The 25,103-nt window shown below is 35.9% G+C and carries 27 protein-coding genes; 22 read left to right on the top strand and 5 right to left on the bottom strand.

The window, feature by feature from the left end; all coding sequences use genetic code 11:
- Positions 1-177 precede the first annotated feature (177 nt).
- The 21 genes from J3U24_RS10060 (at position 178) to J3U24_RS10160 (ending at position 20,697) form a co-directional block, all read left to right on the top strand.
- Positions 178-507, top strand: a complete 330-nt coding sequence (locus J3U24_RS10060; RefSeq protein WP_065561825.1) for a PRD domain-containing protein — start codon at positions 178-180, stop codon at positions 505-507.
- A gap of 45 nt (positions 508-552) precedes the next feature.
- Positions 553-921: an SFCGS family glycine-rich protein gene (locus J3U24_RS10065; protein ID WP_065561826.1), complete on the top strand. Its 369-nt coding sequence runs from the start codon at positions 553-555 to the stop codon at positions 919-921.
- A 13-nt stretch (positions 922-934) separates the two neighbouring features.
- Positions 935-1,231, top strand: a complete 297-nt coding sequence (locus J3U24_RS10070; protein ID WP_065561827.1) for a DUF4312 family protein — start codon at positions 935-937, stop codon at positions 1,229-1,231.
- Between the two features lie 15 nt (positions 1,232-1,246).
- Complete coding sequence (locus J3U24_RS10075; protein WP_065735203.1) at positions 1,247-1,999, top strand: DUF4311 domain-containing protein; 753 nt, start codon at positions 1,247-1,249, stop codon at positions 1,997-1,999.
- A gap of 18 nt (positions 2,000-2,017) precedes the next feature.
- A complete protein-coding gene (locus J3U24_RS10080; protein WP_065561829.1) occupies positions 2,018-2,671 on the top strand; it encodes a DUF4310 family protein in 654 nt (217 codons plus the stop codon).
- A gap of 49 nt (positions 2,672-2,720) precedes the next feature.
- Positions 2,721-3,857 (top strand): amidohydrolase/deacetylase family metallohydrolase, encoded by a 1,137-nt coding sequence (locus J3U24_RS10085; RefSeq protein WP_267337642.1) that lies wholly within the window; start codon positions 2,721-2,723, stop codon positions 3,855-3,857.
- On the top strand, positions 3,835-4,974 hold the full coding sequence (locus tag J3U24_RS10090; protein WP_267337640.1) for a DgaE family pyridoxal phosphate-dependent ammonia lyase: 1,140 nt from the start codon (positions 3,835-3,837) through the stop codon (positions 4,972-4,974). The genes J3U24_RS10085 and J3U24_RS10090 overlap by 23 nt, the downstream gene beginning before the upstream one ends.
- Positions 4,974-5,714, top strand: a complete 741-nt coding sequence (gene dagF, locus J3U24_RS10095; protein WP_267337638.1) for a 2-dehydro-3-deoxy-phosphogluconate aldolase — start codon at positions 4,974-4,976, stop codon at positions 5,712-5,714. The genes J3U24_RS10090 and dagF overlap by 1 nt, the downstream gene beginning before the upstream one ends.
- A 3-nt stretch (positions 5,715-5,717) precedes the next feature.
- On the top strand, positions 5,718-7,637 hold the full coding sequence (locus J3U24_RS10100) for a BglG family transcription antiterminator (RefSeq protein WP_267337637.1): 1,920 nt from the start codon (positions 5,718-5,720) through the stop codon (positions 7,635-7,637).
- 296 nt (positions 7,638-7,933) lie between these two features.
- The gene (gene yceD / locus J3U24_RS10105) at positions 7,934-8,443 is read left to right on the top strand and encodes a 23S rRNA accumulation protein YceD (protein ID WP_065561834.1); all 510 of its coding nucleotides are present in this window, start codon (positions 7,934-7,936) and stop codon (positions 8,441-8,443) included.
- A gap of 4 nt (positions 8,444-8,447) precedes the next feature.
- The gene (gene rpmF, locus J3U24_RS10110) at positions 8,448-8,615 is read left to right on the top strand and encodes a 50S ribosomal protein L32 (RefSeq protein WP_025316508.1); all 168 of its coding nucleotides are present in this window, start codon (positions 8,448-8,450) and stop codon (positions 8,613-8,615) included.
- Positions 8,616-8,648: 33 nt separating this feature from the next.
- On the top strand, positions 8,649-9,695 hold the full coding sequence (plsX, locus tag J3U24_RS10115) for a phosphate acyltransferase PlsX (protein ID WP_081303428.1): 1,047 nt from the start codon (positions 8,649-8,651) through the stop codon (positions 9,693-9,695).
- 4 nt (positions 9,696-9,699) lie between these two features.
- Positions 9,700-10,653 carry a beta-ketoacyl-ACP synthase III gene (locus tag J3U24_RS10120; protein WP_065561835.1) on the top strand — a complete coding sequence of 318 codons (954 nt, stop codon included), beginning with the start codon at positions 9,700-9,702 and terminating at the stop codon, positions 10,651-10,653.
- A 35-nt stretch (positions 10,654-10,688) separates the two neighbouring features.
- A complete protein-coding gene (gene fabD / locus J3U24_RS10125) occupies positions 10,689-11,624 on the top strand; it encodes an ACP S-malonyltransferase (RefSeq protein WP_065735198.1) in 936 nt (311 codons plus the stop codon).
- A gap of 18 nt (positions 11,625-11,642) precedes the next feature.
- Positions 11,643-12,377 (top strand): 3-oxoacyl-ACP reductase FabG, encoded by a 735-nt coding sequence (gene fabG, locus J3U24_RS10130; RefSeq protein ID WP_065561837.1) that lies wholly within the window; start codon positions 11,643-11,645, stop codon positions 12,375-12,377.
- Between the two features lie 150 nt (positions 12,378-12,527).
- Entirely contained in the window at positions 12,528-12,761 is a 234-nt protein-coding gene (acpP, locus tag J3U24_RS10135; protein WP_025316503.1) for an acyl carrier protein, read from the top strand.
- A 154-nt stretch (positions 12,762-12,915) separates the two neighbouring features.
- A complete protein-coding gene (gene fabF / locus J3U24_RS10140) occupies positions 12,916-14,160 on the top strand; it encodes a beta-ketoacyl-ACP synthase II (protein ID WP_065561839.1) in 1,245 nt (414 codons plus the stop codon).
- Positions 14,161-14,391: 231 nt separating this feature from the next.
- Positions 14,392-15,483: a glycerol dehydrogenase gene (locus J3U24_RS10145; protein WP_065735197.1), complete on the top strand. Its 1,092-nt coding sequence runs from the start codon at positions 14,392-14,394 to the stop codon at positions 15,481-15,483.
- Positions 15,484-15,648: 165 nt separating this feature from the next.
- Positions 15,649-19,128: a DNA polymerase III subunit alpha gene (dnaE, locus tag J3U24_RS10150; RefSeq protein WP_267337636.1), complete on the top strand. Its 3,480-nt coding sequence runs from the start codon at positions 15,649-15,651 to the stop codon at positions 19,126-19,128.
- A gap of 219 nt (positions 19,129-19,347) precedes the next feature.
- A complete protein-coding gene (gene accA / locus J3U24_RS10155) occupies positions 19,348-20,307 on the top strand; it encodes an acetyl-CoA carboxylase carboxyl transferase subunit alpha (RefSeq protein WP_065561842.1) in 960 nt (319 codons plus the stop codon).
- An 18-nt stretch (positions 20,308-20,325) separates the two neighbouring features.
- Positions 20,326-20,697 carry a diacylglycerol kinase gene (locus tag J3U24_RS10160; protein ID WP_220226188.1) on the top strand — a complete coding sequence of 124 codons (372 nt, stop codon included), beginning with the start codon at positions 20,326-20,328 and terminating at the stop codon, positions 20,695-20,697.
- A gap of 69 nt (positions 20,698-20,766) precedes the next feature.
- On the opposite strand, the gene J3U24_RS10165 is transcribed toward J3U24_RS10160, so the two are convergent.
- The 4 genes from J3U24_RS10165 to metK are packed head-to-tail and all read right to left on the bottom strand — an operon-like array spanning position 20,767 to position 23,873.
- Positions 20,767-21,609 (bottom strand): 23S rRNA (adenine(2030)-N(6))-methyltransferase RlmJ, encoded by an 843-nt coding sequence (locus J3U24_RS10165; protein WP_267337635.1) that lies wholly within the window; start codon positions 21,607-21,609, stop codon positions 20,767-20,769.
- Positions 21,603-22,220 (bottom strand): hypothetical protein, encoded by a 618-nt coding sequence (locus tag J3U24_RS10170; RefSeq protein ID WP_267337634.1) that lies wholly within the window; start codon positions 22,218-22,220, stop codon positions 21,603-21,605. The genes J3U24_RS10165 and J3U24_RS10170 overlap by 7 nt, the downstream gene beginning before the upstream one ends.
- A 14-nt stretch (positions 22,221-22,234) precedes the next feature.
- A complete protein-coding gene (locus J3U24_RS10175) occupies positions 22,235-22,738 on the bottom strand; it encodes a SprT family zinc-dependent metalloprotease (RefSeq protein ID WP_267337633.1) in 504 nt (167 codons plus the stop codon).
- Positions 22,722-23,873 carry a methionine adenosyltransferase gene (gene metK / locus J3U24_RS10180; RefSeq protein WP_267331127.1) on the bottom strand — a complete coding sequence of 384 codons (1,152 nt, stop codon included), beginning with the start codon at positions 23,871-23,873 and terminating at the stop codon, positions 22,722-22,724. Before metK ends, J3U24_RS10175 begins: the two co-directional genes overlap by 17 nt.
- A 205-nt stretch (positions 23,874-24,078) precedes the next feature.
- On the opposite strand from metK, the gene murI reads away from it, so the two are divergent.
- Positions 24,079-24,906 carry a glutamate racemase gene (gene murI / locus J3U24_RS10185; protein WP_267337632.1) on the top strand — a complete coding sequence of 276 codons (828 nt, stop codon included), beginning with the start codon at positions 24,079-24,081 and terminating at the stop codon, positions 24,904-24,906.
- Here murI and J3U24_RS10190 read toward each other — a convergent pair.
- The coding region (locus tag J3U24_RS10190) for a hypothetical protein (RefSeq protein WP_267337631.1) at positions 24,903-25,103 on the bottom strand (201 nt) is incomplete at its 5' end. The genes murI and J3U24_RS10190 overlap by 4 nt on opposite strands.

The raw sequence follows: 25,103 nt of genomic DNA on the forward strand, positions 1-25,103 counted from the left end.
TGATTAAGTTTAAAATCAATTTACTCAATTACTTGTCCAACACGACAATCCTTGTTAGTTACAGAACTCACTCATCATGACAATAAATTTCCTTTTGCAATAGGAAAAAGTCTCTCTCCACATTGATTGTTATTTCATTTAGGCTAAGTCATCTTATAAATAAACAAGAGAATAATAATGACTATGCCACAATTCCGAATGGTCGAAGATGATTTAGATCCCGAAGTTGTTACTGAGCAAACGATAAAAATCATTAATCATTGGTTAGCTGAGCATCAAATCACTCAAAATGATGTGCAAAAAGCGATGCTGTTATCACATGTTAAAGCGATGGTAGAAAGAGCAAAAACTTTAGAAAAACTCCCCGAAGTCGATCCCACTATATTTGATGAATTATCAGAGCAAGCTTTAGCTCTTTCGCGTAAAACAGTAGAACTATTCAATAATCTTCCAATGGAAGAGGTTTATTTATTGGCTGTTCATTATGAGGTGGCCATGGCCAACTAAACAAGTTACTAGATATAAAAAACGATAATTAATAGGAGAACAATTATGGCTGAAGTAGTCATCGTAATCGGCGATAGAATGGGAAAAGGACAAAAAATTGCAGAAGGAATCAATTCTATTGATGGATGTCGCGCAATTGTTATACCAGGTATGGCCGCCGATATGAAATTAGGTGATGTGATGAATCAAGAAAATGCGGATTTAGGGCTTTCGTTTTGTGGAAGTGGTGGCGCGGGTGCGATAACAGCCCAAAATAAGTATGGTTATTCACAACGACATGGTATGCGTTCGATTGAAGAAGGTGAAACTGCCATTAATGATGGTTGTAAAGTGCTTGGTTTTGGTTTTATGGATACGGTAGAGCTTGGTCAGCGTATCGCCCAAGCATTTTTAAAAAAATACCCTCGTTCTTAAATAGGTTTGAAATATGAAAAAAACTGAGCAGATACAAGTAAGAGTAACCGGGCAAGGGGATTCAAAGCAGCGTGCATTTGCCATAGCCTTAAGCCAAGTGCAGAAACAGGTGCTTAAAAATACGAATAATGTAATGTTACGAATTGAACCCCTAGATATTAGTGTTGTTTCTGCTACAGAAAAGATAACTACAGAACGTTTTTTATTTATCTTTTTACCTAGAAAAAAAGCATTTTATGACATCACTCTTGATGTATCAGTAAATGTTACGTTTATCGATCTAAGCGATATTAAATTTATCTCTAAATAACGTAAAAGGAAAGTCATGGAAATTCTAATTATAGCGTTAAAGTCTATTGTAATTGGTGGACTGTGTGGATTTGGAGTAGGAGCGGGTGCCGCTCGAATGTTTCATGCTCCAACCTATCAAGGTATGGGGGCATTTCGTACCCTAGGTGAGCTCAATTCATGTGAGGGTGATCCAGCTGCTCACTTTTCATTTGGTTTAGGATTCTTTTTTAATGCATGGGCTTCATCAGTTGCTGCGGGTTCATTCACGCAAGATGTTGATCATCGTATTATCCCAAACTGGGGCGCTGCATTATTGATGATAAAGAACCGAAATTTAGCTCAAACGCTACATGATCCTAAGAAAATGGCGTTTGCTTGCGCATTTATCGGTGTGATTGTTGTGTTATTTTTAAATACAACGACATCAGTTATTCCTGATTCATTAAAAATTACGGCAACAAAAGTCCTAGTTCCAGCTGCGAATTTGCTTGTGGCTACAGTGATGCCAGTTATTTTCTGGTTAGCTGCCTTAGATGCTGGTCGAAGAAGTGGTTTTTGGGGGACATTGTTTGGTGGCCTTGCCCAATTAATTATGGGTAATGCAGTGCCAGGATTAGTTCTGGGAATCTTGATTGGCAAAGGTGTAGATGACAGTGGTTGGAATCGGGTAATGAAAATCATGCTTGTTGCAGTAATCATCTTATTTGTCATGAGCGGATATTTCCGTGGTTTTGATATGAAGATGATAAATTCATTTCGAGATGGTTTGTCTTATTGGTTTAAATAATATAGGGAACAACACATTATGAATACTCAAACAACCATTAATAAAAGTTTTTGGTATGCAGATTGGTCTTTCCCTATTCTTTGTGGATTACTTTCTGCTGGTATTTTTGCTGGGACGCATACTTTCTATGTATATGGTATTGGCGCTTTTAATGAAATTGCCTTTGTTGCAATGCTTAAATCAGGAATGACAACGGGCGACTATGGCGCTGTAGCAGCTTTTGGGGCGAGCTTTTTATTTGCACGTGTTATTGAAGGATCGCTAGTTGGTATCCTTGATATCGGCGGTGCACTACAAACCGGTATTGGTTTAGGGGTACCTGCGCTGTTATTAGCTGGTGGCTATACATTGCCAATTGAGAATTTTTTTGTGGCATTAGTAACAGGTTTAATTCTCGGTTTAGCAATAGGCTTAATTATCATCCTGATACGTAAATTTACCGTTAACAGTGGCGGTGGCTCAACCTTTGGGGCTGATGTCATGATGGGCGCGGGGAATGCTTCAGGTAGATTTCTTGGTCCAATGATTATTTTATCAGCTATGGTTGCTTCTATTCCAATCGGTATAGGTTCACTGCTTGGTGCACTACTATTTTATGTGTGGAAAAAACCTATTACTGGTGGTGCAATCTTGGGTGCCATGATCTTTGGTGGTATCTTCCCAATTATATAACGTCATGTTCCCCTCTATTTATAACATGGTGGAGGGGTTGGATTAAATTATGTATGACTTAATTATAAAAAATGCCAAACTTATTAATGATTCAGTAACTGATATCGCTATTAACCATGGCAAAATTGTTGAAATTGGCAAGGATATAACAGCCCCATCTGAACGGGTGTTGGATCTAAAAAGTCAACACTATATCAGTGCTGGTTGGATCGATTCTCACACTCACTGCTTTGCACGCTCACCTATATATCATGATGAACCCGATCTAATTGGTGTTAAGGCTGGGGTGACGACAGTTGTTGACGCCGGCAGTGTTGGTGCCCTAGATATTGATGAGTTTTATGATTTAGCTATGCAAGCTAAAACTCATGTTTATTCTTTTTTAAATATCTCAAAAATTGGCTTAATAAGGCAAAATGAGCTTGCTGATATGCAAGATGTTGATGCTGCGTTATTTGACAAATCACTCGCTAAATATCCTCATTTTATTATTGGAATAAAAGTTAGGATGAGCCGTAGCGTTGTTGGTGACAATGGTATTTTACCATTAATCAAAGCGAAAGAGATGCAGAAAAAGACTGGTTTACCACTGATGATTCATGTTGGTAATAATCCTCCTGAACTTGATGAAATTGCAGATTTATTAACTAAAGGCGACATTATTACTCACTGTTTTAATGGTAAACCAAATCAAATATTCGATAAACAAAATAATCTGCGAGATTCAATTAAACGCGCTATTGAGCGTGGCGTCATTTTAGATATTGGTCATGGCGGTGAAAGTTTTAGTTTTGCTGTTGCCGAGCGCGCTAAATGTTTAGATGTTTATCCTAACACTATCAGTTCTGATATTTATTCTAAAAATCGCTTACAAGGCCCAGTATTTAGCTTGGCTAATGTCATGAGTAAATTTATTTGTTTAGGTTATAGCAAAACTAGAATTATAGATAGTGTGACGAAAAATGCGGCACAAATATTGCATTTAAAAAACAAAGGAGAAATAGCAATTGGCTATGATGCTGATTTGACTATTTTTGATGTAAGAAAGCAGACTGTTTTGTTTACTGATTCAGAAGGTGATGTGCGTGAATGTCATGAGCAGTTTGTTCCTTTGGCTTCTATCGTTAATAATATTATTGAAATAATACAAGAAGGTAGTAAAAATGAGCTCAGAATCTCAAACTGAAAAAGAAATATACAGTAAATACCATTTGAAAAAAGTGATTAATGCTTCCGGGCGAATGACTATTTTAGGTGTATCAACCCCTAGAGCAGAAGTGGTAGATACCGTATCTCATGGCTTAAATGAATATTTTGAAATAAAAGATCTTGTTGATAAAACAGGCCAATACATTGCTAAATTACTTAATGTAGAAAATGCTGTAGTTGTGTCATGTGCTTCTGCTGGAATTGCGCAAGCTGTCGCGGGTTTAATTGTTAAAGATGATCGTGATCTGCTATTTAATCTCCATAGTTCAGATAAATATGTACCTCGTGAAATTATCGTTCCCAAAGGACATAACGTTAATTTTGGTGCTCCTATCGGTACGATGGTGTCTTTAGGTGGTGGGATTGTCGTTGAGGCGGGGTATGCGAATGAGTGTAAACCAGAGCATATTGAATCACTAATTAATCCTGATACTGCAGCTATTTTATATGTTAAATCACACCATTGCGTGCAAAAAAGTATGTTATCCGTAGCTCAAACCGCCACGATTGCCAAAAAATATAATATTCCATTAATTGTTGATGCCGCTGCAGAAGAGGATTTACAAGCCTATTATCAACAAGGTGCGGATTTAGTTATCTATAGTGGTGCAAAAGCTATTGAAGGGCCGACTAGTGGATTAGTCATTGGTCGTCATCAAGCAATTGAGTGGCTTAAACTTCAGTCCCAAGGTATTGGAAGACCAATGAAAGTGGGGAAAGAAGGTATTTTAGGTTTAACAAAGGCTATTGAATTATATATTAATGATCCAAAACAAGAAACTGGACAAGAAATGGTTTCTAAAATGACACCATTTATTGAAAAATTAAATTCAATTGATGGCATATCAGCAAAAGTTGTTTGGGATGGTGCAGGGCGCGATATTGCTCGAGCCGAAATATCATTTGATTCAAAAGTTATTGGTAAAACAGCAATTGAAATGATTGAGCTGATGAAGCAAGGTGAAGTTGCAGTCTATTTTAGGGAATATAAGGCCAATGAAGGCAAAGTAGATGCAGATGTTCGCAGTGTCACTGCCGAACAGCTTGATATTATCTATAACAAAATTAAAAAAATTATCCAAGGAGTAAAATAATGCAATTAACACCAAATTATTTTAATGACCGTGTCTGTTTGAATGTACTAGCCAATTCAATTGATAATGCGCGTGCTATTTATGAAGCCGCTCAAACTTATGTTGTTGTTGGCGTCTTATCAAAAAACTATCCAGATAATGATCAAGCAATCACTGATATGAAAAAATATGCTTTAGCCATTGATAATGCAATTTCAGTTGGTCTTGGCGCGGGAGATCCAAATCAATCTAACATGGTGTCGGAAATATCAGCTGTTCTTCAGCCTCAACATGTCAATCAAGTTTTTACTGGAGTAGGAACTAGTCGCGCTTTATTAGGGCAAAAAGAAACCGTGATCAATGGACTTGTGTCACCAACAGGTAAAGTGGGCTTGGTTAATATCGCAACCGGACCATTAAGTTCAAAATCACCCGCTGCAATCGTACCTGTTGAAACCGCTATTGCGTTATTAAAAGATATGGGAGGGAGCTCTATAAAATATTTTCCTATGGGTGGTTTAAAACATGTAGATGAATATGAATATGTAGCTAAATGCTGTGCTGAATATGATTTTTATCTAGAACCTACAGGGGGAATAGATTTAGACAATTATGAAGCCATTTTGAAAATTGCTTTAGATGCAGGTGTAAAAAAAGTGATTCCACATATTTATACGTCAATTATTGATAAAGAAACTGGTGCGACAAGAACTGAAGATGTTAAACAACTTTTAGCTATTACGCAAAAATTAGCAGGATGAGTAATGGCATCTAAATTGCTATTCCCTTATCAACGATTAGCTTATATTTTTGATACGATAAAAAATGAATTGCTACCTCAAAAAGAGCTAGCAAATCGTTTTTCAGTATCGATAAGAACTATTCGTTCGGATATTTCTGCTTTAAATGATGTGTTACAAACTTATGGTGCGCAGGTTGATTATATTAAAAATATTGGTTATCGCCTTGTAATAGTTGATTCTAACCTTTATGCAACAATACCCATCGTTCAGCAAATTGAACGGGTTCCTCGCACTAATAAAGAACGTGTTTCCGCCTTACTTATTGCATTTTTAACACAATCTAAATCTGTAAAATTGGATGATATTGCTGGTGAATGGTTTTTAAGCCGTAATACATTGCAAAATGATGTTATTGAAGTTAAGCAGTATTTAGACAAATACCATTTATCGCTCGATAATCGTCCTTATTCTGGTATGCGATTAGTCGGAGAGGAATCAGCTATCCGAGCTTGTTTAACTGATATTTTATGGCAACACCATATAACGGGCGATACTATCAATGTTAATCGTTTAATACAGGCAATATTGCCTGATATTGATTTAGAGTATCTTGAAAGCCTATTACAAGACCAGTTTGAACGTTTTGAATTGAAATTAACTTCGGAAGGGCAAGGGTATTTGCTCTATTGTTGTGCAGTCTCGATAACTAGAATTACGCAAGGTCATGAATTATTGGACTATCAAGTGGATCATATTGATTCTACAGTAATTGGAGCTGCACGAGAGGTCTCTGAAGGCTTTTCTTATTTTTTAGGCAGTGCACTTTCAGATGCTGAATTTAATTATTTATGTGTGCAGATTATGTCGCGCACTATTATGCAATCACCTAATCAAGCTAAAAGCCTAGAGTTATTTGAACATATATTGTCTTATATCAATGATTCTTATCACTATAATTTGAAAGATGACATGAAACTTCGCCAAGATATGTTAATCCATATTTCGTCGATGCTATCTCGGATCAAATATAAAATTCATACATCCAATCCATTACTACATGAAATTAAGCAATATTACCCTTTTGCCTATGATATTACTTTATCGGCATTAGCGAATATTCATAAATTTACTGATGTTAAAATGACTGAAGATGAAATTAGTTATTTAGCAATTCATATAGGCGTCGCATTAGAGCGTAACTATAGTGCTGGATATGAAAGATTAGTGCAAATTTTACTCGTTAGTGAATTAGGTAATGCCACCTTGCGTATGATTGAATCAAAGATTAAACGAGATTTCCCTCATATTTTAATTAAACGAACGCTTTCTTATCGAGAATACGAGCAGTTAACTCATATTAAGGAAGATTTTGTTGTCTCTACCGTTCGCTTGACCGAAAAAGATAAGCAAATAGTAAAAATAGCGCCATTTCCAACACCTTATCAACTTGAACAATTAGGGCGATTGTCTATGGTAGATCGCACAATGCCATATATTATTGAGCGCTTTTTTAATGAAAAGTTTTTCCTAATTATTGATAAGCCAATGACACAAAATGAACTGTTTCAGATAATTTGTCAGCGCATTGAGAAATCAGGATATGTTGGATCAGATTTTCATCCATCGGTGGTGGAGCGAGAGAATATTGTATCAACCTTAATTGGTGAAAATATTGCTATTCCCCATTCAGTAGGGTTGTTGGCTAAAAAGACAGTGGTAACAACTATTTTGGCTCCTCAAGGTATTGAATGGAATAAAAATGAGATTGCGCATGTTATTTTCTTATTAGCAATCAGTAAAGATGAATATGAAGATGCGATGCGAATCTATAATTTAGTGGTTAATTTTGTTAAAGAAAGATCAACTAAGCGGTTACTAAATAGTCGAAATTTCGATGATTTTCAAGCCATAGTAAAAGATAGTTTTGGGCGGCTATCATAATTAATTTGCTTTAAATTTGAAATTGGGAAAGCGATTTCTATTAAGTGAATAGAATTTCAATGATCAAATAAATAACGATTTTGGATATTAAAAAACCCCGCTCCTCAACTTTTTTTTCTAATACTAATGTCAGGAAATAAAAATGATAAATATTAAAGGAATAATTAATAATGAAAACAAATTATCTTGTGCTTACCCATTGACGAAACAGTGATTTAAAGGTAATATGCGCGCCTTATGGCTTTGTGTGGTTTTTAGCTGCACTTAATAATTTTTAAGGTAGACATGCATATCTTATGCAAAATAAATTACCATTAACAATTGACCCAATCAAAGCAGCACAAAAAAGACTTGATTATGTTGGATATTATCCAGCAAAAAGTGCAACGAGGATTGAAAGTCCAAAAAGTGATATCGAATGTCATCTATCTTTTGATTATGATGAACAAAGACTTTGCGTTATCACCATTGATGCAAAAATGACGCTTGAGTTGATTTGTCAGCGTTGTTTTAAACCTTTTATCACTGAAGTCCATGTGATGAATAAATTCAGCCCTGTTAAGAGCGATGCTCAAGCAGAGGCATTACCGGAACATTATGAACCCGTTTTAGTTAACGAGTTTGGTGAAGTAGATATATTAGCGTTAATTGAGGACGAAATTATTCTCTCATTACCAATTGCGCCGGTGCATGATAGTAAACACTGCGAAGTGTCAGAGGCAGATATGGTATTTGGTGAAATTCCAGCGGAGAATGAAAAACCAAATCCATTTGCAATTTTAGTTAGTTTAAAGAATAAGGGGTAAATCCATGGCTGTTCAACAGAATCGTAAAACTCGTGCAAAACGTGGTATGCGTCGTTCTCATGATGCATTAACTGTTGCTAATATCTCAGTTGATGAATCAGGTAAAACACATTTACGTCATCACGTAACCGCTGATGGTTATTATCGCGGTCGTAAAGTGATTTCTAAATAATTATTTAGTAACTAGAAATCTTCAGGTGACATTTTGGATAATCTAACCATTGCGTTAGATGCTATGAGCGGGGACTTCGGTCCTCGTATTGTTGTTCCTGCTGCAATTCAAGCATTACACCATTATCCAAACCTTTCTATCTTTCTTGTCGGTGATTTAAAGGAAGTTGGCTTTTTTTTGTCTAAAGAAAATGCAAAGCTGGTTACTCAATATCAAGAAAATGGTCGTTTGATGTTAACTGAATCTACTGCGATCATCGCTAACGATATGAAACCATCATATGCAATTAGGCATAGCCAAGGTTCCTCAATGAGGATTGCATTAGAGTTAGTGAAAAGTAGTAAGGCTCAGGCTTGTGTCAGTTCCGGTAATACTGGTGCGTTGATGGGGCTATCTAAGCTGTTGTTGCATTCTTTAACTGGTATCGATCGCCCGGCATTAGTTGCCACCATTCCTGCGTTAAATAACCAAAATACTGTTGTGCTTGATTTAGGTGCTAATGCAGAATGCGATAGTGATATGCTAGTGCAGTTTGCCATAATGGGCGAAATACTAGCAAAATCAGTCCTTCATATTAAAAATCCGCGCGTTGCTCTGCTTAATATTGGTGAAGAAGATATTAAGGGGCTAGATAAAATTCGTGCCGCGGCGTCTATTTTGAAAGCCAATGATCAAATTAATTATATCGGTTATTTAGAAGGCAATGAGCTGTTGACCGGTAAAACTGATGTGCTTGTTTGTGATGGTTTTGTTGGTAATGTGACGCTCAAAACAGTAGAAGGATTAATCAAAATTTTCATGTCATCATTTAAAATGCTATTAGGGCAAAACTCATTAATTATGAAATTTTTGAGTAAATGGCTTCAACGAAAAATAGTAAAAAATTTTGGTTATTTAGATCCTGGACGATATAATGGTGCCTGTTTACTTGGACTTCAAAGTATTGTGATTAAAAGTCACGGTAGTGCCAATCAAAAATCATTTTTTGCAGCAATTGAGCAAGCTATTTTAGCTATCGAAACGAATATACCTGAGAAGATTGCCAATAGTCTTTCTTCTGCACTACCTAAGAGCGAATAATTAGATGTATACAAAGATATTAGGAACAGGAAGCTATCTTCCAAAACAAATAAGAACCAATGCCGATCTTGAAAAGATGGTCGATACTAGTGATGAATGGATAACTACCCGTACTGGTATTAAAGAAAGACGCATTGCTGCACCCGATGAAACCGTTACTAGTATGGCTTATGAAGCGGCGATTAATGCGATTGAAATGGCGAAAATCGATAAACAAGAGATTGGTTTGATTATTGTTGCAACAGCAACATCGGTTAATGCTTTTCCAAGTTCAGCTACTGAATTACAGGCCAAATTGGATCTGGGTGATGTAATTGCATTTGATGTATCAGCTGCTTGTTCAGGATTTATTTATGCGCTTGATATTGCGGATAAATATGTGAAGAGTGGTGCAATTAAATATGCCTTAGTGGTTGGCTCAGATATGTTAACTCGTGGTGTTGATCCAAGTGATCGCGGGACAATTATTATTTTTGGTGATGGTGCAGGAGCTGTTGTAGTGGGTGCTTCACAAGAACCAGGAATTATTGCTTCTCATCTTCATGCTGATGGTCGTTATGGTGAATTGTTAAAATATCCATATGTCGATCGTCGTTCACTTAATGATCCAGTTTATATGACAATGCATGGCAATGAAGTATTTAAAATTGCAGTCAAAGAACTTTCAAATTTAGTCGATGAGCTATTATCCGAGAATGCATTTAATAAATCAGATTTAGATTGGTTAGTTCCTCATCAAGCTAATTTACGAATTATTTCAGCTACGGCTAAACGTCTTGATATGGATATGAGTAAGGTTATTGTGACGCTTGATAAACAAGGTAATACTTCTGCTGCATCGGTACCTTGTGCTTTAGATGCAGGTGTGCGAGATGGCCGTATTAAACGAGGGCAGTTAATATTGTTAGAAGCTTTCGGCGGTGGTTTCGTTTGGGGCTCTGCACTCGTTAAATTTTAATTTATAACTTATTTTAAGTAATCAAGGATTTCAAAATGACCAAATTTGCAATGGTATTTCCAGGACAAGGCTCACAAGCTGTAGGTATGTTAAAAGATCTTGCAGAAAACTATCCAATTGTGAAGTCAACTTTTGATGAAGCTTCACAAGTGTTAGGTTATGATTTATGGGCTTTAGTGCAAGATGGTCCTGCTGAGGAATTAAATAAAACTTGGCAAACTCAACCAGCATTACTTGCTTCATCTGTTGCTATTTACCGTGTTTGGCAAAGTATTAATGGCGCTCAACCAGAATTTATGGCAGGCCATAGTTTAGGCGAATACTCAGCATTGGTATGTGCTGGCGTAATTGATTTTAAAGATGCAATTAAATTAGTTGAGCTACGTGGAAAACTAATGCAAGAAGCTGTACCAAGTGGTACAGGGGCAATGTTTGCTATCATTGGTTTAGATAACGATTCGATCCGTAAAGCTTGTGACGAAGCAGCTCAAGGCCAAGTTGTTGCACCTGTTAATTTTAATTCACCGGGTCAAGTTGTTATTGCGGGTAATAAAGAAGCGGTTGAACGAGCAGGTGCTCTGTGTAAAGAGGCTGGTGCTAAACGAGCATTACCACTGGCAGTTAGCGTGCCTTCACATTGTGCTTTGATGAAACCAGCCGCAGATAAATTAGCGGTAGCATTAAATAATATCACATTCAATGCTCCTAAATTTGCAGTAATTAATAATGTTGATGTTAAAGTTGAAACATCAGCAGACAAAATCAAAACAGCATTAATCGCTCAGCTATATAGCCCTGTTCGTTGGACTGAAACAGTAGAGGATATGGCAAAACAAGGTGTAACAATGTTAGTTGAAATCGGACCAGGCAAAGTTTTAACTGGTTTAACTAAACGAATCGTTGATTCATTATCGGCTTATGCTGTTAATGATAAAGCATCATTAGATGTTGCGATAGAAAATACTAAATAGAAGGTAAAAGGGGTAGTTATGAACCTATCAGGAAAGATTGCTTTAGTTACTGGCGCAAGCCGTGGGATCGGGAAGGCAATTGCAGAAAAATTAGTTGCTTGTGGCGCAACCGTTATTGGAACTGCAACAACCGAAAAAGGTGCTCAAGCCATAAGTGAATATTTAGGCACTAAAGGTAAAGGTTTAGCACTAAATGTGACCGATGAAGGATCTATTGAATCAGTTATTAATACAATTAAAACGGAATTTGGTGATATTGATATTCTCGTTAATAATGCAGGTATCACTCGTGATAATTTATTAATGAGAATGAAAGAAGATGAGTGGCAAGATATTTTAGATACTAATTTAACGTCTGTATTCCGCTTATCAAAAGCATTAATGCGTACTATGATGAAAAAACGTTATGGTAGAATTATTACTATAGGATCTGTTGTTGGTACTATGGGTAATGCAGGCCAAGCTAACTATGCGGCTGCAAAAGCTGGATTGATTGGGTTTAGTAAATCATTAGCTCGTGAAGTTGCATCTCGAGGTATTACGGTTAATGTGGTAGCACCAGGGTTCATTGCAACTGATATGACAGAAGCATTGACTGATGAACAAAAGGCGTTAACATTAGCACAAGTGCCAGCAGGGCGTTTAGGTGAACCCGCTGAAATTGCTAATGCAGTCGCGTTTCTTGCTTCTGATGAGGCATCTTATATTACGGGTGAAACTTTACATGTCAATGGCGGCATGTATATGGTGTAATTGATCAGAATAGTGTAAAATGAGTCAATAATTTCACGTTTTGAACAAAAAATAAGCAATTGGGTTGAAAAATGATTGGCATCTTTTTCAACATTTTATAAACTTACATTCACCGCCACTTTCGGCGATATTTATAGGAAAAAAAAGAGTATGAGCACTATTGAAGAGCGAGTTAAGAAAATTATTGTTGAGCAACTTGGTGTTAAAGAGGATGAAGTTAAAAATGAATCTTCTTTCGTTGAAGATCTTGGCGCTGACTCTCTTGATACAGTTGAATTAGTTATGGCTTTAGAAGAAGAATTTGATACTGAAATTCCTGATGAAGAAGCTGAAAAAATTACAACTGTACAATCAGCAATTGATTATATTACTGCAAATCAATAAGGTTAGCAGAGTTTTCATAATAGGCGGTCAAATGATCGCCTAGTTTGTATTTATATCTCTATTTTTATAGAGTGGATTCCAATTTAATTTTGAAAACTCATAAAAAAATTTTCAATGATTCAAATTTCATTTCAATCCTTTTCTGGAGGACAATGTGTCTAAACGCAGAGTTGTTGTTACTGGAATGGGCATGATATCTCCAGTAGGTAATACAGTTGATTCTACTTGGCAAGCTTTATTAGCAGGTCAAAGTGGTGTAGAACTTATAGAACACTTTGATACAGCCCCTTTTGCAACGCGCTTCGCAGCGATGGTTAAAAACTTTGATGGCGAAGATTATAATATTTCACGTAAAGATGCTCGTAAAATGGATTATTTCATCCAATACGGTATTGCAGCAGGTATGCAAGCAATGCAAGATGCGGGTATTGAAATTACGGAAGAAAATGCAGAGCGAATCGGTTGTGCTATCGGTTCAGGTATTGGTGGACTAGGATTAATTGAAGAAAATCATAGTGCATTAGTTAATGGTGGACCACGTAAAATTAGTCCTTTCTTTGTACCATCAACTATAGTAAATATGATCGCTGGTCACTTATCAATTATTTACGGATTAAAAGGTCCAAGTATTACTATTGCTACCGCTTGTTCTTCTGGCGTACATAATATTGGTCATGCAGCGCGTATGATTGCATATGGTGATGCCGATGCGATGTTAGCTGGTGGTGGTGAAAAAGCGAGTACTCCTCTTGGTATAGGTGGTTTTGGGGCTGCGCGTGCATTGTCAACTAATAATGACAACCCAAAAGCTGCAAGTCGACCATGGGATAAAGATCGTGATGGTTTTGTGCTTGGTGACGGTGCAGGTATCATGTTCCTAGAAGAATATGAACATGCTAAAAAGCGTGGTGCTAAGATTTATGCTGAAGTAGTTGGTTTTGGTATGAGTGGTGATGCTTATCATATGACTTCACCTCCAGCGGATGGAAGCGGAGCGGCATTAGCTATGAAATGTGCGATTCGTGATGCAGGAATAACACCTGAACATATTGGTTATATTAATGCTCATGGTACATCAACTCCTGCTGGTGACAAAGCTGAGACTCAAGCAGTTAAAAGCATTTTTAAAGAAAATGCCAACAAAGTAATGGTAAGTTCAACTAAATCAATGATTGGGCACTTATTAGGTGCAGCTGGTGCGGTTGAGTCTATTTTTACTGTACTTGCATTACGCGATCAGGCTGTTCCTCCAACAATTAATTTAGATAATCCTGATGAGGGATGTGATCTTGATTATGTTCCACACACAGCTCGTCAAGTGAAAAACTTAGAATATGCACTTTGTAATTCATTTGGCTTTGGTGGTACTAACGGTTCAGTCTTATTCAAGAAGATTTAATCTCCATTTTTCCCATCACGATTTGGTGATGGGAAGCAACTATTTCCTTTTTTCATTTTTCAATAATACATTTCACAATAAAAAATGTGGCATACACCTCATTTTTTAAAATATTTAGTAGTATATTAATAATAAAAGCGTATGTTTTAATCTAATAATATAGATAGAAATATTTCTTAAAATAATAAGATTTATCTATGCAGGATTTTTTATTTTTTAGGAGCTGTTATTATGATTACTACTGCACTTTTTCCAAATCGTTACATTCAAGGTTTTAATGCAATTGAAAATAGCCTAGGCCAAGAGTTAGCAAGGCTTGGAAAAAAAGCATTATTACTTGAAAGTCCGTCTGCACATAAAAATTTATCTAAAACTATCGAAAAATCACTATCAGGTAATATTGAAAGTATCGTAGATATTTTTAATCGAGAATGTAGCGATGAAGAGATTGCAAGGATAATTGAGTTAGCTAAATCTCAAAATATTGATGTGATTGTGGGTATAGGTGGGGGGAAGGTTATTGATACAGCGAAAGCGGTTGCCGCAACTATTAACTACCCTTGTGTTGTGGTTCCTACGCTTGCCTCTACAGATGCGCCTTGTAGTGCTTTATCAGTAATTTATACGCCAACTGGTGAATTTAAAAGATATTTTGTGTTACCTAGAAATCCTGATGTAGTATTAGTTGATTCAAAAGTTATCGCTAATGCTCCTGTAAGATTTTTAGTTGCCGGTATGGGAGATGCTTTAGCAACATGGTTTGAGGCCGAAGATTGTAGACAATCAAAAGCTGGGAATATGACTGGAAGACCAGGTCCAATGACTGCATTTGCGTTAGCAAAATTTTGTTTTGAAATATTACTTAACTATGGTGTTCAGGCTAAAAATTCTTGTGAACAAAAAGTCGTAACTCCAGCCCTAGAACATGTAATTGAAGCTAATACACTTCTTTCCGGATTGGGGTTTGAAAGCGGTGGGCTTTCAGCTGCCCATGCCATTCATAATGGATTTACAGCATTAGAAGCAACGCATAATTATTGGCATGGTGAAAAAGTAGCATTTGGTACGCTTGCTATGTTAATGCTAATCGATAGCGATCCTGAAATGATCGAGACTGTTTATCATTTTTGTGAGTCAGTTGGATTGCCAACTACGCTAGCAGAAATTGGATTAGCTAATGTTAGCGATGATGATTTGATGCAAGTGGCAATTTTAGCTTGCGCTGAAGGTGAATCAATTCATAATTCTCCTGCAGAAATTTCTCCAGAAACAGTATTTGCTGCGATAAAAGCAGCTAATGCTGAAGGTTTACGGCGCAAATAACTTTTTATAATTTTTAAGACTAATTTGATTAACTTCCGTTCTTTATAACGGAAGTTTTATTTATTGTTTTATTAGTCGATTTTTTGATGAATAAAGCAATAAGAATATTCGTCTGGTTTGTGCTATAATTGTGGCTAATTTTTTGTGTAATTACTTTTGGTAAATATGACCGAACCTAAGTTTATTCATCTTCATTTGCATAGCGATTTTTCAATGGTTGATGGTATCGCTAAAGTTGGTGCTTTAGTCAATGAAGTAAGTAAATTGCAAATGCCTGCTTTTGCAATTACTGATTTTACCAATCTCTGTGGACTAGTTAAGTTCTATGGATCAGCCATGGGAAAAGGCATTAAACCCATTATTGGTGCTGACTTAGCAATTAAAAGTTCACAGCTAAGTGATGATATTTATCGATTAACAATATTAGCCGCTAATAATACAGGCTATCAAAATCTTACCTTATTAATTTCAAAAGCTTATCAACGAGGCTATATTGGTGATATGCCTGTTGTTGATCAAGAATGGCTAACTATCCATCGAGAAGGTTTAATCATATTCGCTGGTCGTGAAAGTGATATTGGTATTGGTGTTATTCGCGATAATCAAGCGATTATTGATGAGGCGATCACTTACTATTTAGAAAATTTTAATCAACATTTCTATTTTGAATTAGTCCGTACAAATCGCGCCAATGAAGAGTTATTTATTCATAGCGCAATTAAACTCGCTGAACAATATTCCTTACCGGTTGTGGCGACTAATGATGTGCGCTTCTTATCATCTTCTGATTTTGAAGCGCATGAAATTCGAGTAGCTATCCACGATGGTAATACACTTGAAGATCCAAGTAGGCCGAAAAACTATTCATCCGAGCAATACTTACGATCGGAACAAGAAATGTGCAAATTGTTTTCCGATATTCCAGAGGCATTGGAAAATAGTGTTGAAATAGCTAAACGATGTAATGTGACTATTCGACTCGGCGAATATTTTTTACCACAGTTTCCTACGGGTGATATGTCAACCGAAGATTTTTTGGTGCATAAATCACGTGAAGGTTTAGAAGAGCGGCTTGAGTTTCTTTTTCCTGATCCAGAAGTTCGAAAACAGCGACGTCCTGAGTATGATGAGCGGTTAGAAACTGAATTGAACGTAATAAACCAAATGGGCTTTCCTGGGTACTTTTTGATCGTCATGGAGTTTATTCAATGGTCAAAAGATAATGATATTCCTGTTGGCCCAGGACGTGGTTCAGGAGCCGGTTCTTTAGTTGCTTATGCTCTAAAGATAACTGATTTAGATCCATTAGCATTTGACCTACTTTTTGAACGTTTTCTAAATCCAGAACGGGTTTCAATGCCGGATTTCGATGTTGATTTTTGTATGGAAAAGCGTGATATGGTTATTGATCACGTTGCTGATATGTATGGTCGCGATGCAGTATCTCAAATTATTACATTTGGTACAATGGCTGCTAAAGCAGTTATTCGCGATGTAGGACGAGTTCTTGGTCATCCTTATGGATTTGTTGATCGTATTTCAAAATTAATTCCACTTGATCCGGGTATGACATTAGCTAAAGCATTTGAAGTTGAGCCTCAACTTCAAGAGCTTTATGATAACAATGAAGAAGTTAAGTCTCTCATTGATATTGCCAGACAATTAGAAGGGGTAACTCGAAATGCAGGTAAACATGCCGGTGGTGTAGTAATATCTCCGACAAAGATTACCGATTTTTCTCCTATTTATTGCGATCCCGAAGGTCATCACCCAGTAACACAATTTGATAAAAATGACGTTGAATACGCAGGGCTTGTCAAATTTGACTTTTTAGGGTTACGGACCTTAACCATTATTGATTGGGCTATTAAAATGATTAATGAGCGCCGATTAAAAGATGGAAAACCACAAGTTGATATTACTCGCATACCACTTGATGATGAAGAATCGTTCCAATTATTATTAAAAGCTGAGACAACAGCTGTATTCCAACTGGAATCGCGCGGAATGAAAGACTTGATCAGACGTTTAAAACCTGACTGTTTTGAAGATATGATCGCTTTAGTTGCGCTATTTCGACCGGGTCCGTTGCAATCAGGCATGGTAGATAATTTTATTGACCGTAAACATGGTCGGGAGGAAGTATCATATCCTGATATAAATCATCAGCATGAATCACTTAAACCAATTTTAGAGCCGACCTATGGTATCATCCTATATCAAGAACAAGTTATGCAGATTGCTCAGACGCTATCTGGTTATACACTTGGTGGCGCCGATTTGCTTCGAAGAGCAATGGGTAAGAAAAAACCAGAAGAGATGGCCAAACAGCGTTCGGTCTTCAAAGAAGGCGCTGAGAAACAAGGTGTTGATGGTGAACTTTCCATGCATATCTTTGATTTGGTTGAGAAGTTTGCCGGATATGGTTTTAATAAATCTCACTCAGCTGCTTATGCACTCGTTTCATATCAAACATTATGGTTGAAAACGCATTACCCAGCCGAATTTATGGCAGCCGTAATGACTGCTGATATGGATAATACAGATAAAATTGTGGGTCTTGTTGATGAGTGTTTAAGAATGGGGCTGCAAGTAAATCCTCCTGATATTAACAGTGGTCTTTATCATTTCCATGTGAATGATAAAGGCGAAATTGTATATGGTATTGGTGCAATAAAAGGCGTTGGTGAGGGCCCAATTGAGGCTATTGTCGAAGCACGTAATAGTGGTGGTTATTTTAAAAATATCTTTGAGCTTTGTGCTCGAACAGATATGAAGAAAATCAATCGGCGCGTGTTAGAGAAATTAACTATGGCTGGAGCTTTTGATAAATTAGGTCCTCATAGAGCGGCTATTTTGCATAGTATCAATGACGCCATGCAAGCAGCAGATCAGTATGCTAGAGCTCAAACCATTGGGCAAGAAGATATGTTTGGTGTATTAGCTGAGGAGCCAGAACAAGTTGAAAATGCTTATGCTGCTGTTCCTGAATTACCCGAACAAGTATTACTTGAAGGTGAACGAGAAGCCTTAGGTTTATATTTAACCGGCCATCCAGTTACGCAATATTTAAAAGAACTTAATCGATATTCTGGTGGAGCTAGAATAAGTGAAGCGGCTCCAACTGGATGGGGGAAAATGGCAACATTTGCCGGTATTGTTGTTGATGCCAGAGTTCGAATAACTAAAAAAGGTAATAAGATTGGATTATTCACTTTAGACGATAGATCTGGACGAATTGATGGCTTGCTTTTTTCTGACGCATTGGAAAAGTTTGGTCATTTGTTAGTGAAAGATAAAATTTTAATCGTTTCAGGTCAAGTTAGTCATGATGATTTTAATGGCGGATTTAAGATGTCGGTTCGCGATATTGTCGACTTAAAGGATGCTAGGGCTAAGTATGTTAAAGGATTATCTTTAACCTTATCTGACGCTGAAGTTAACCGTCCAATTTTACAGCGATTACAACAAATTATAGAACCTTATCGACATGGTAGCGTCCCGATTAATCTCTATTATCATAGAGAAGATTCTGTGGTACGTCTTCAATTTGGTACAACTTGGCGGATTGTGCCTGAAGATGCGCTAATAATAGAGTTGAAAACTTTATTAGGAAATGAGCGAGTGGACTTTGAATTTGATTAATTAAAAAACAGATTTTTTATTTAATGGTTGCAGTTAACCTATTAAAAGCTAGCTGTGCCATTTGGAATGTTGATGTTCATTAATAATAAATATTGGTGACTTCAATGATTATTACATAGTAAAATTGACTTAATTTTATTTTAATAAATAGTCAGTATACTAAATTTAGTAATGTATTTTAACTAAATACAATTAATACAAGAGGCAATCATAAGCGTTATGAATAATTTTTTGGAATTTGAAAAGCCGATAGCGGAATTAGAAGCAAAAATTAATTCCTTAAAGAATATTGATTCGCAACAAGTTGAATTGGATATCAATTTAGATAAAGAAATTAAACAGTTGAATCAAAAAAGTCGTGAGTTGACTAAGAAGATATTTTCAAATTTATCACCTTGGGATGTAGCTCAATTAGCCCGACATCCTAATCGCCCTTATACATTGGACTATATTAATGAAATTTTTACCGACTTTGATGAGCTGGCCGGTGATAGAGCTTACGCAGATGACAAAGCAATTGTTGGTGGAATAGCTCGTATTGATGACCGACCTGTTATGGTTATTGGTCACCAAAAAGGTCGTGAAACTAAACAAAAAATTTATCGTAATTTCGGTATGCCTGCTCCTGAAGGTTATCGTAAAGCATTGAGATTAATGCAAATGGCTGAGCGATTTAAATTACCTATCATTACCTTTATTGATACACCAGGTGCTTATCCTGGTATTGGCGCAGAGGAAAGGGGACAAGCTGAAGCGATTGCTCGTAATTTACGTGAAATGTCTCGTTTAAATGTACCAACAATTTGTACTGTTATTGGTGAAGGTGGTTCTGGTGGAGCACTTGCAATAGGTGTGGCCGATAAAGTTAATATGCTCCAATATAGCACTTATTCTGTTATTTCTCCTGAAGGTTGTGCGTCTATTCTTTGGAAGAGCGCAGATAAAGCACCAGTGGCGGCTGAAGCAATGAATATGACTGCAGATAAATTAATAAAACTAAAACTTATTGATGCAGTTATCCCTGAACCTTTAGGTGGCGCTCATCGAGATTATAGTGCTGTTGCAGCCTCACTTAAAAAGCAATTATTATCTGATCTTGATGAATTAGGTAGTTTGGAGTTGCCTGTGCTTCTTGAAAGAAGGTTCCAGCGTCTGATGAATTATGGCTATGTAAGATAATTTTAAATTTGGGAAGTTATTGTGAAAAAAGCAACAGGACTACAACGTATTATCAATGCGACGAAGTACTCATTAAAGGGATTTAAATCAGCTATCATAAATGAAGCAGCATTCCGACAAGAATTAATTTTGTTAATTCTTGCTTATATTATTGTAATGCTTATTGATTTTTCTATTTATGAGCGAATTTTATTAGTTGGTTCAATAGGCTTTGTGATGATAGTTGAACTCATTAATAGTGCCATTGAATGTGTGGTTGATAGAATTGGAAGTGAGCGACATGAATTATCTGGTCGAGCAAAAGATTATGGCTCCGCGGCTGTTTTTCTTTCATTACTTTTGACTTTAATATTATGGATTTATCTCTTTGCTTGCCATTTCTTCCCTTAATAGAGATTTTTGAAGTTTTAATAAAAAATGCGAGAAAATCTCGCATTTTTAACTTAAAAATAGCTTAAATTATTCACTAACAAGTTCTTTGATAAGATAATTTCCTGTTTTCTCTGTATCAAGAATGTTTTTTAACCAAGGCATAATTGTTTGCATTTGCTCAGTTAACTTCCAAGGTGGATTAATCACAATCATACCTGAAGCTGTCATTCCCTTCTGATTATTATCGGGTTTTACTGCCAATTCGAATTGTGAAATTCTTTTAATACCTGAATTAATAATTTGCTCAATCATCTTTTGTGTTTGAGTTCTAGAGACAACTGGATACCAAATTAAATAAACCCCGGTTGCAAAACGTTTATATGCTTCAATTAATGCTTTTGGGATTTTTTGATAATCATCTTTTATCTCATATGATGGATCTATCAAAATAATACCACGTCGTGATTCAGGGGGTAATTTTGATTTGAGTTGTGCAAATCCATCTTCTTTAAATACTTTAGCTCGCTTATCTTTACTAAATTCTTGTCTTAATAAGGAATAGTCGGTTGGGTGAAGTTCAGTAAGATTAAGTTTGTCTTGCTCTCTTAGTAATTGTTTAGCAATTAAAGGTGAGCCTAGATAATATTTTAAATTATCGAAAGGATTATAACGCTTCAGAACAGATAAATAGGTGTTAAGTAGTTCTGGCGTATCAGATTGTTGCCAAATTAAATTGATTCCTGATAAAAACTCTACAGTCTTTTCAGCATGTTCACTTTGTAGTAAATAGCGACCAGCGCCAGAATGTGTATCTAAATATAAAAAAGGCTTTTCTTTTTCTTTCAATGCATTAATACATAACGTCAATACAATGTGTTTTAACACATCTGCATGATTTCCAGCGTGATAGCTATGACGATAGCTTAACATGGCTTGTTTAACCTCTCTTGTTCATTTTTTTGCATATAAAAAGTTATTAATGCAAGACTTAAAAGACAAGGTATTTCCATTAACTCTTCAATAAGATCTTTTCTTTCGTTGCTTAGGACTAAAAATTGATGACCAATACGATGATGTTCAGCAATATCTGCAATTCCTAAAAAGAGAAATGCAAAAAAGATGTGCCAGACAGGAATTTTTTCAAATTTATAACGGCGAACTATCTCTTGACGGATTGTCGGTAAAAATATTGTTAAAAAAGGTATTCCAATTAAGATACCAGCAATTATTTTATAGTAGAAACGGGGTACCTCAGGGAAAAAGTCACGCCCCCAGCTGATTCCTCTGCCAAAAAGCATAAACCACCAGAAAATTGTCCAAACCCAAAATTTGTAAAGATTTACATGATTCTTGACCTTTTTAGCATATAAATATGTGTAACAGCACATAAATAATAAGAAAAGAGACTGTAAATGTTCGACCAAGCTAACTGTCAATTTTCCATACAATGGAATGAAAAAGTTACCTGCTATATATAAACAAAAGCTTAAAATCACAATAATTGTGGAACTTTTGTAAAAATGTGTATCAAAATTAGGCATGTTTTACTTCAAAATTAAATAGATATTTTAAGTTTTAGTATAGTACCGCATTTACGGCATTGATAACTAGTTTTATTCTTTCGAATTTTGTTATGTCGTATTGGTGATAAATAATGTTCTTGGCAATTACAAATATAGACATATTCGTTAAGTTTAATATTAAAATTATGAGTAACTTTAGGTTCCTTTTTCATTATTTCAGACATGATATATTGCCATTCTTGTCCATGAGGTTTTACTTTTCCAAATTTTTGAAAGGTAATGAGATGTGCTAATTCATGAGGAACAACTTCATTAATAAATTTTTCTCCATTCTCATTAAGCATTATGCTATTGAGTTGAATTTCCCAGCGAGTTAAAAAAGCGCATCCAGCAACACTACCTTTAGGTTTATAACTGACTTTGGGTTCTTTATAATTAGTATTTAATATATTATTGGCTTGAGTTAAGTGAGTTCTTAAACAAGCCAATACTTGATTATGGAGATAAATTGGAATTCGTTTATAATCCTGCTGCATCTCTAAGAATGGCTGCTTTATCTGTTTTTTCCCAAGGGAATATATCTCGACCAAAATGGCCGTAAGTTGCAGTTTTTTGATAGATTGGTTGGATGAGATCTAGCATTTGAATTAATCCGTAAGGTCTTAAATCAAAAAATTCTTTAATTAAAGATATAATTTTATTATGCTCAATTTTTTCAGTACCGAAAGTATTGACATAAATCGATGTTGGGTTAGCAACACCAATTGCATAAGAAACTTGTAGCTCGCATTTATCAGCAAGTCCCGCTGCAACAATATTTTTAGCAACATATCTTGCTGCGTAGGCAGCGGAACGGTCTACTTTTGAAGGATCTTTTCCAGAAAACGCACCACCACCATGACGTGCTGCACCGCCATAGGTATCAACAATAATTTTTCGGCCGGTTAAACCACAATCTCCCATAGGTCCACCAATTACAAAACGTCCTGTAGGATTGATAAAATATTTCGTTCTAGAAGTTAGCCATTCCGCCGGTAACGTTGGTTTAATGATTTCTTCCATGACGGCTTCATGTAGAGCTTTTTGTTCAATACCTTCTGAATGCTGGGTTGATAAAACCACAGTATCAACACCTTGGATTTTTCCGTTTTGATAAATTAAAGTAACTTGGCTTTTTGCATCAGGTCTTAACCACGGGAGGGTGCCATTTTTTCTCACTTCAGCTTGGCGTTGCATAAGGTCATGGGCATAACTAATTGCTGCAGGCATTAAATTAGGCATTTCGTTTGTAGCATAACCAAACATGATACCTTGGTCACCAGCACCTTGTTCCAATGGATTCTGCCTATCAACACCTTGATTAATATCTGGTGATTGTTTACCAATAGCATTTAGAACAGCACAAGAATTAGCATCAAACCCCATTTCTGAGCTGGTATAACCAATATCATTAATCGTTTTTCTAGTTAATTCTTCAATATCTACCCAAGCAGAAGTTGTAATTTCTCCGCCAACTAATGCCATACCAGTCTTTACGTAAGTTTCACAAGCCACTCGAGCTTTAGGATCTTGCTCTAAGATAGCATCTAAAACTGCATCAGATATTTGATCGGCTATTTTATCAGGATGACCTTCTGATACAGATTCTGAAGTAAATAAAAATTCTGACATGTGTTACCTTCTTTAACTTATTTAGAGCAATGCTCTAAATATAATCGTATGAAATACTTATGTTTGGCAGTTTTACCATCTAGACGTCTATTTTAATGATTTATTCTGTAAAAAGCCAGTACTACCTTAAACAAAATTGCTTGCATAAAATTTTAATCAATTTAGGATATGGCTCGATTAATTTTTTAACCTTCGTTAACTGCATATGAATATTGTAAAAAAAACTCCAACAGTATTAGTTTTTGATTCGGGTATCGGTGGGTTATCTATTTATAATGAAATTTACAATAAAATACCCTATTTACGGTATATCTATGCCTTTGATAATGAGATGTTTCCTTATGGTGACAAATCCTCTGAATTTTTAATTAAACGAGTAAGTCATATAATAGATACAATTATAGAATCATATTCAATTGATTTAGCCGTCATTGCATGTAATACCGCAAGTACTATTTGTTTACCTAGTTTACGCTCAAAGTTTTCTTTTCCTATTGTCGGTGTTGTACCTGCAATTAAACCTGCAAGCATAATTACTAAAAATAAATGTATTGGGTTATTAGCGACGAAAGCTACAATTCAAAGAGCATATACAAGTAATTTAATTAAAGAGTTTGCTCCTGATTGTAATGTTAAATTACTTGGTTTATCTGAATTAGCTTATATAGCAGAGAATAAATTACAAGGCATTGATGTTGATATGCAGCAACTTGAGATGCTAATGCAGCCATGGCTCAATCTACCAGTCATTCCTGATACAATTGTGCTTGGTTGTACTCATTATCCATTTATTAAAGATGAACTTAAACTACTTTTCCCTAATACGACTTTTATTGATTCGGGAAATGCGATCGCTTCTCGAGTTTATTCATTACTTAATGAGCGATTTGATCTAAAGAGTGTTACAGCACAATCTTCAACAGACAATATTGTCTTAAGCACATTATGTAACCTACAAGTTGAAAAATTGATGGAAAAATTATCTAAATATAATCTTGATAAATATCAGAGAATTAGTGTATTAGATGATTAAAGCTTATTCGAACGATTAATAAATTGCTGTTTTTCACTTGCCAAAAAAAAAGAAGTGCCTATAATGCGCATCCACTGACACGGCGTCAGCGAAAGCAGGCGATGATGAAGTGGGTGAACAAGATCAAATTTTTTAAAAAAAGATCTTGACGAATAAAAAGGTGTAGCGTAGTATACGCAGCCCTTGAGACAGCAAAC

The sequence above is a fragment of the Gilliamella sp. B2785 genome (genome assembly GCF_026537005.1).
GTDB lineage: Bacteria > Pseudomonadota > Gammaproteobacteria > Enterobacterales > Orbaceae > Gilliamella > Gilliamella apicola_E.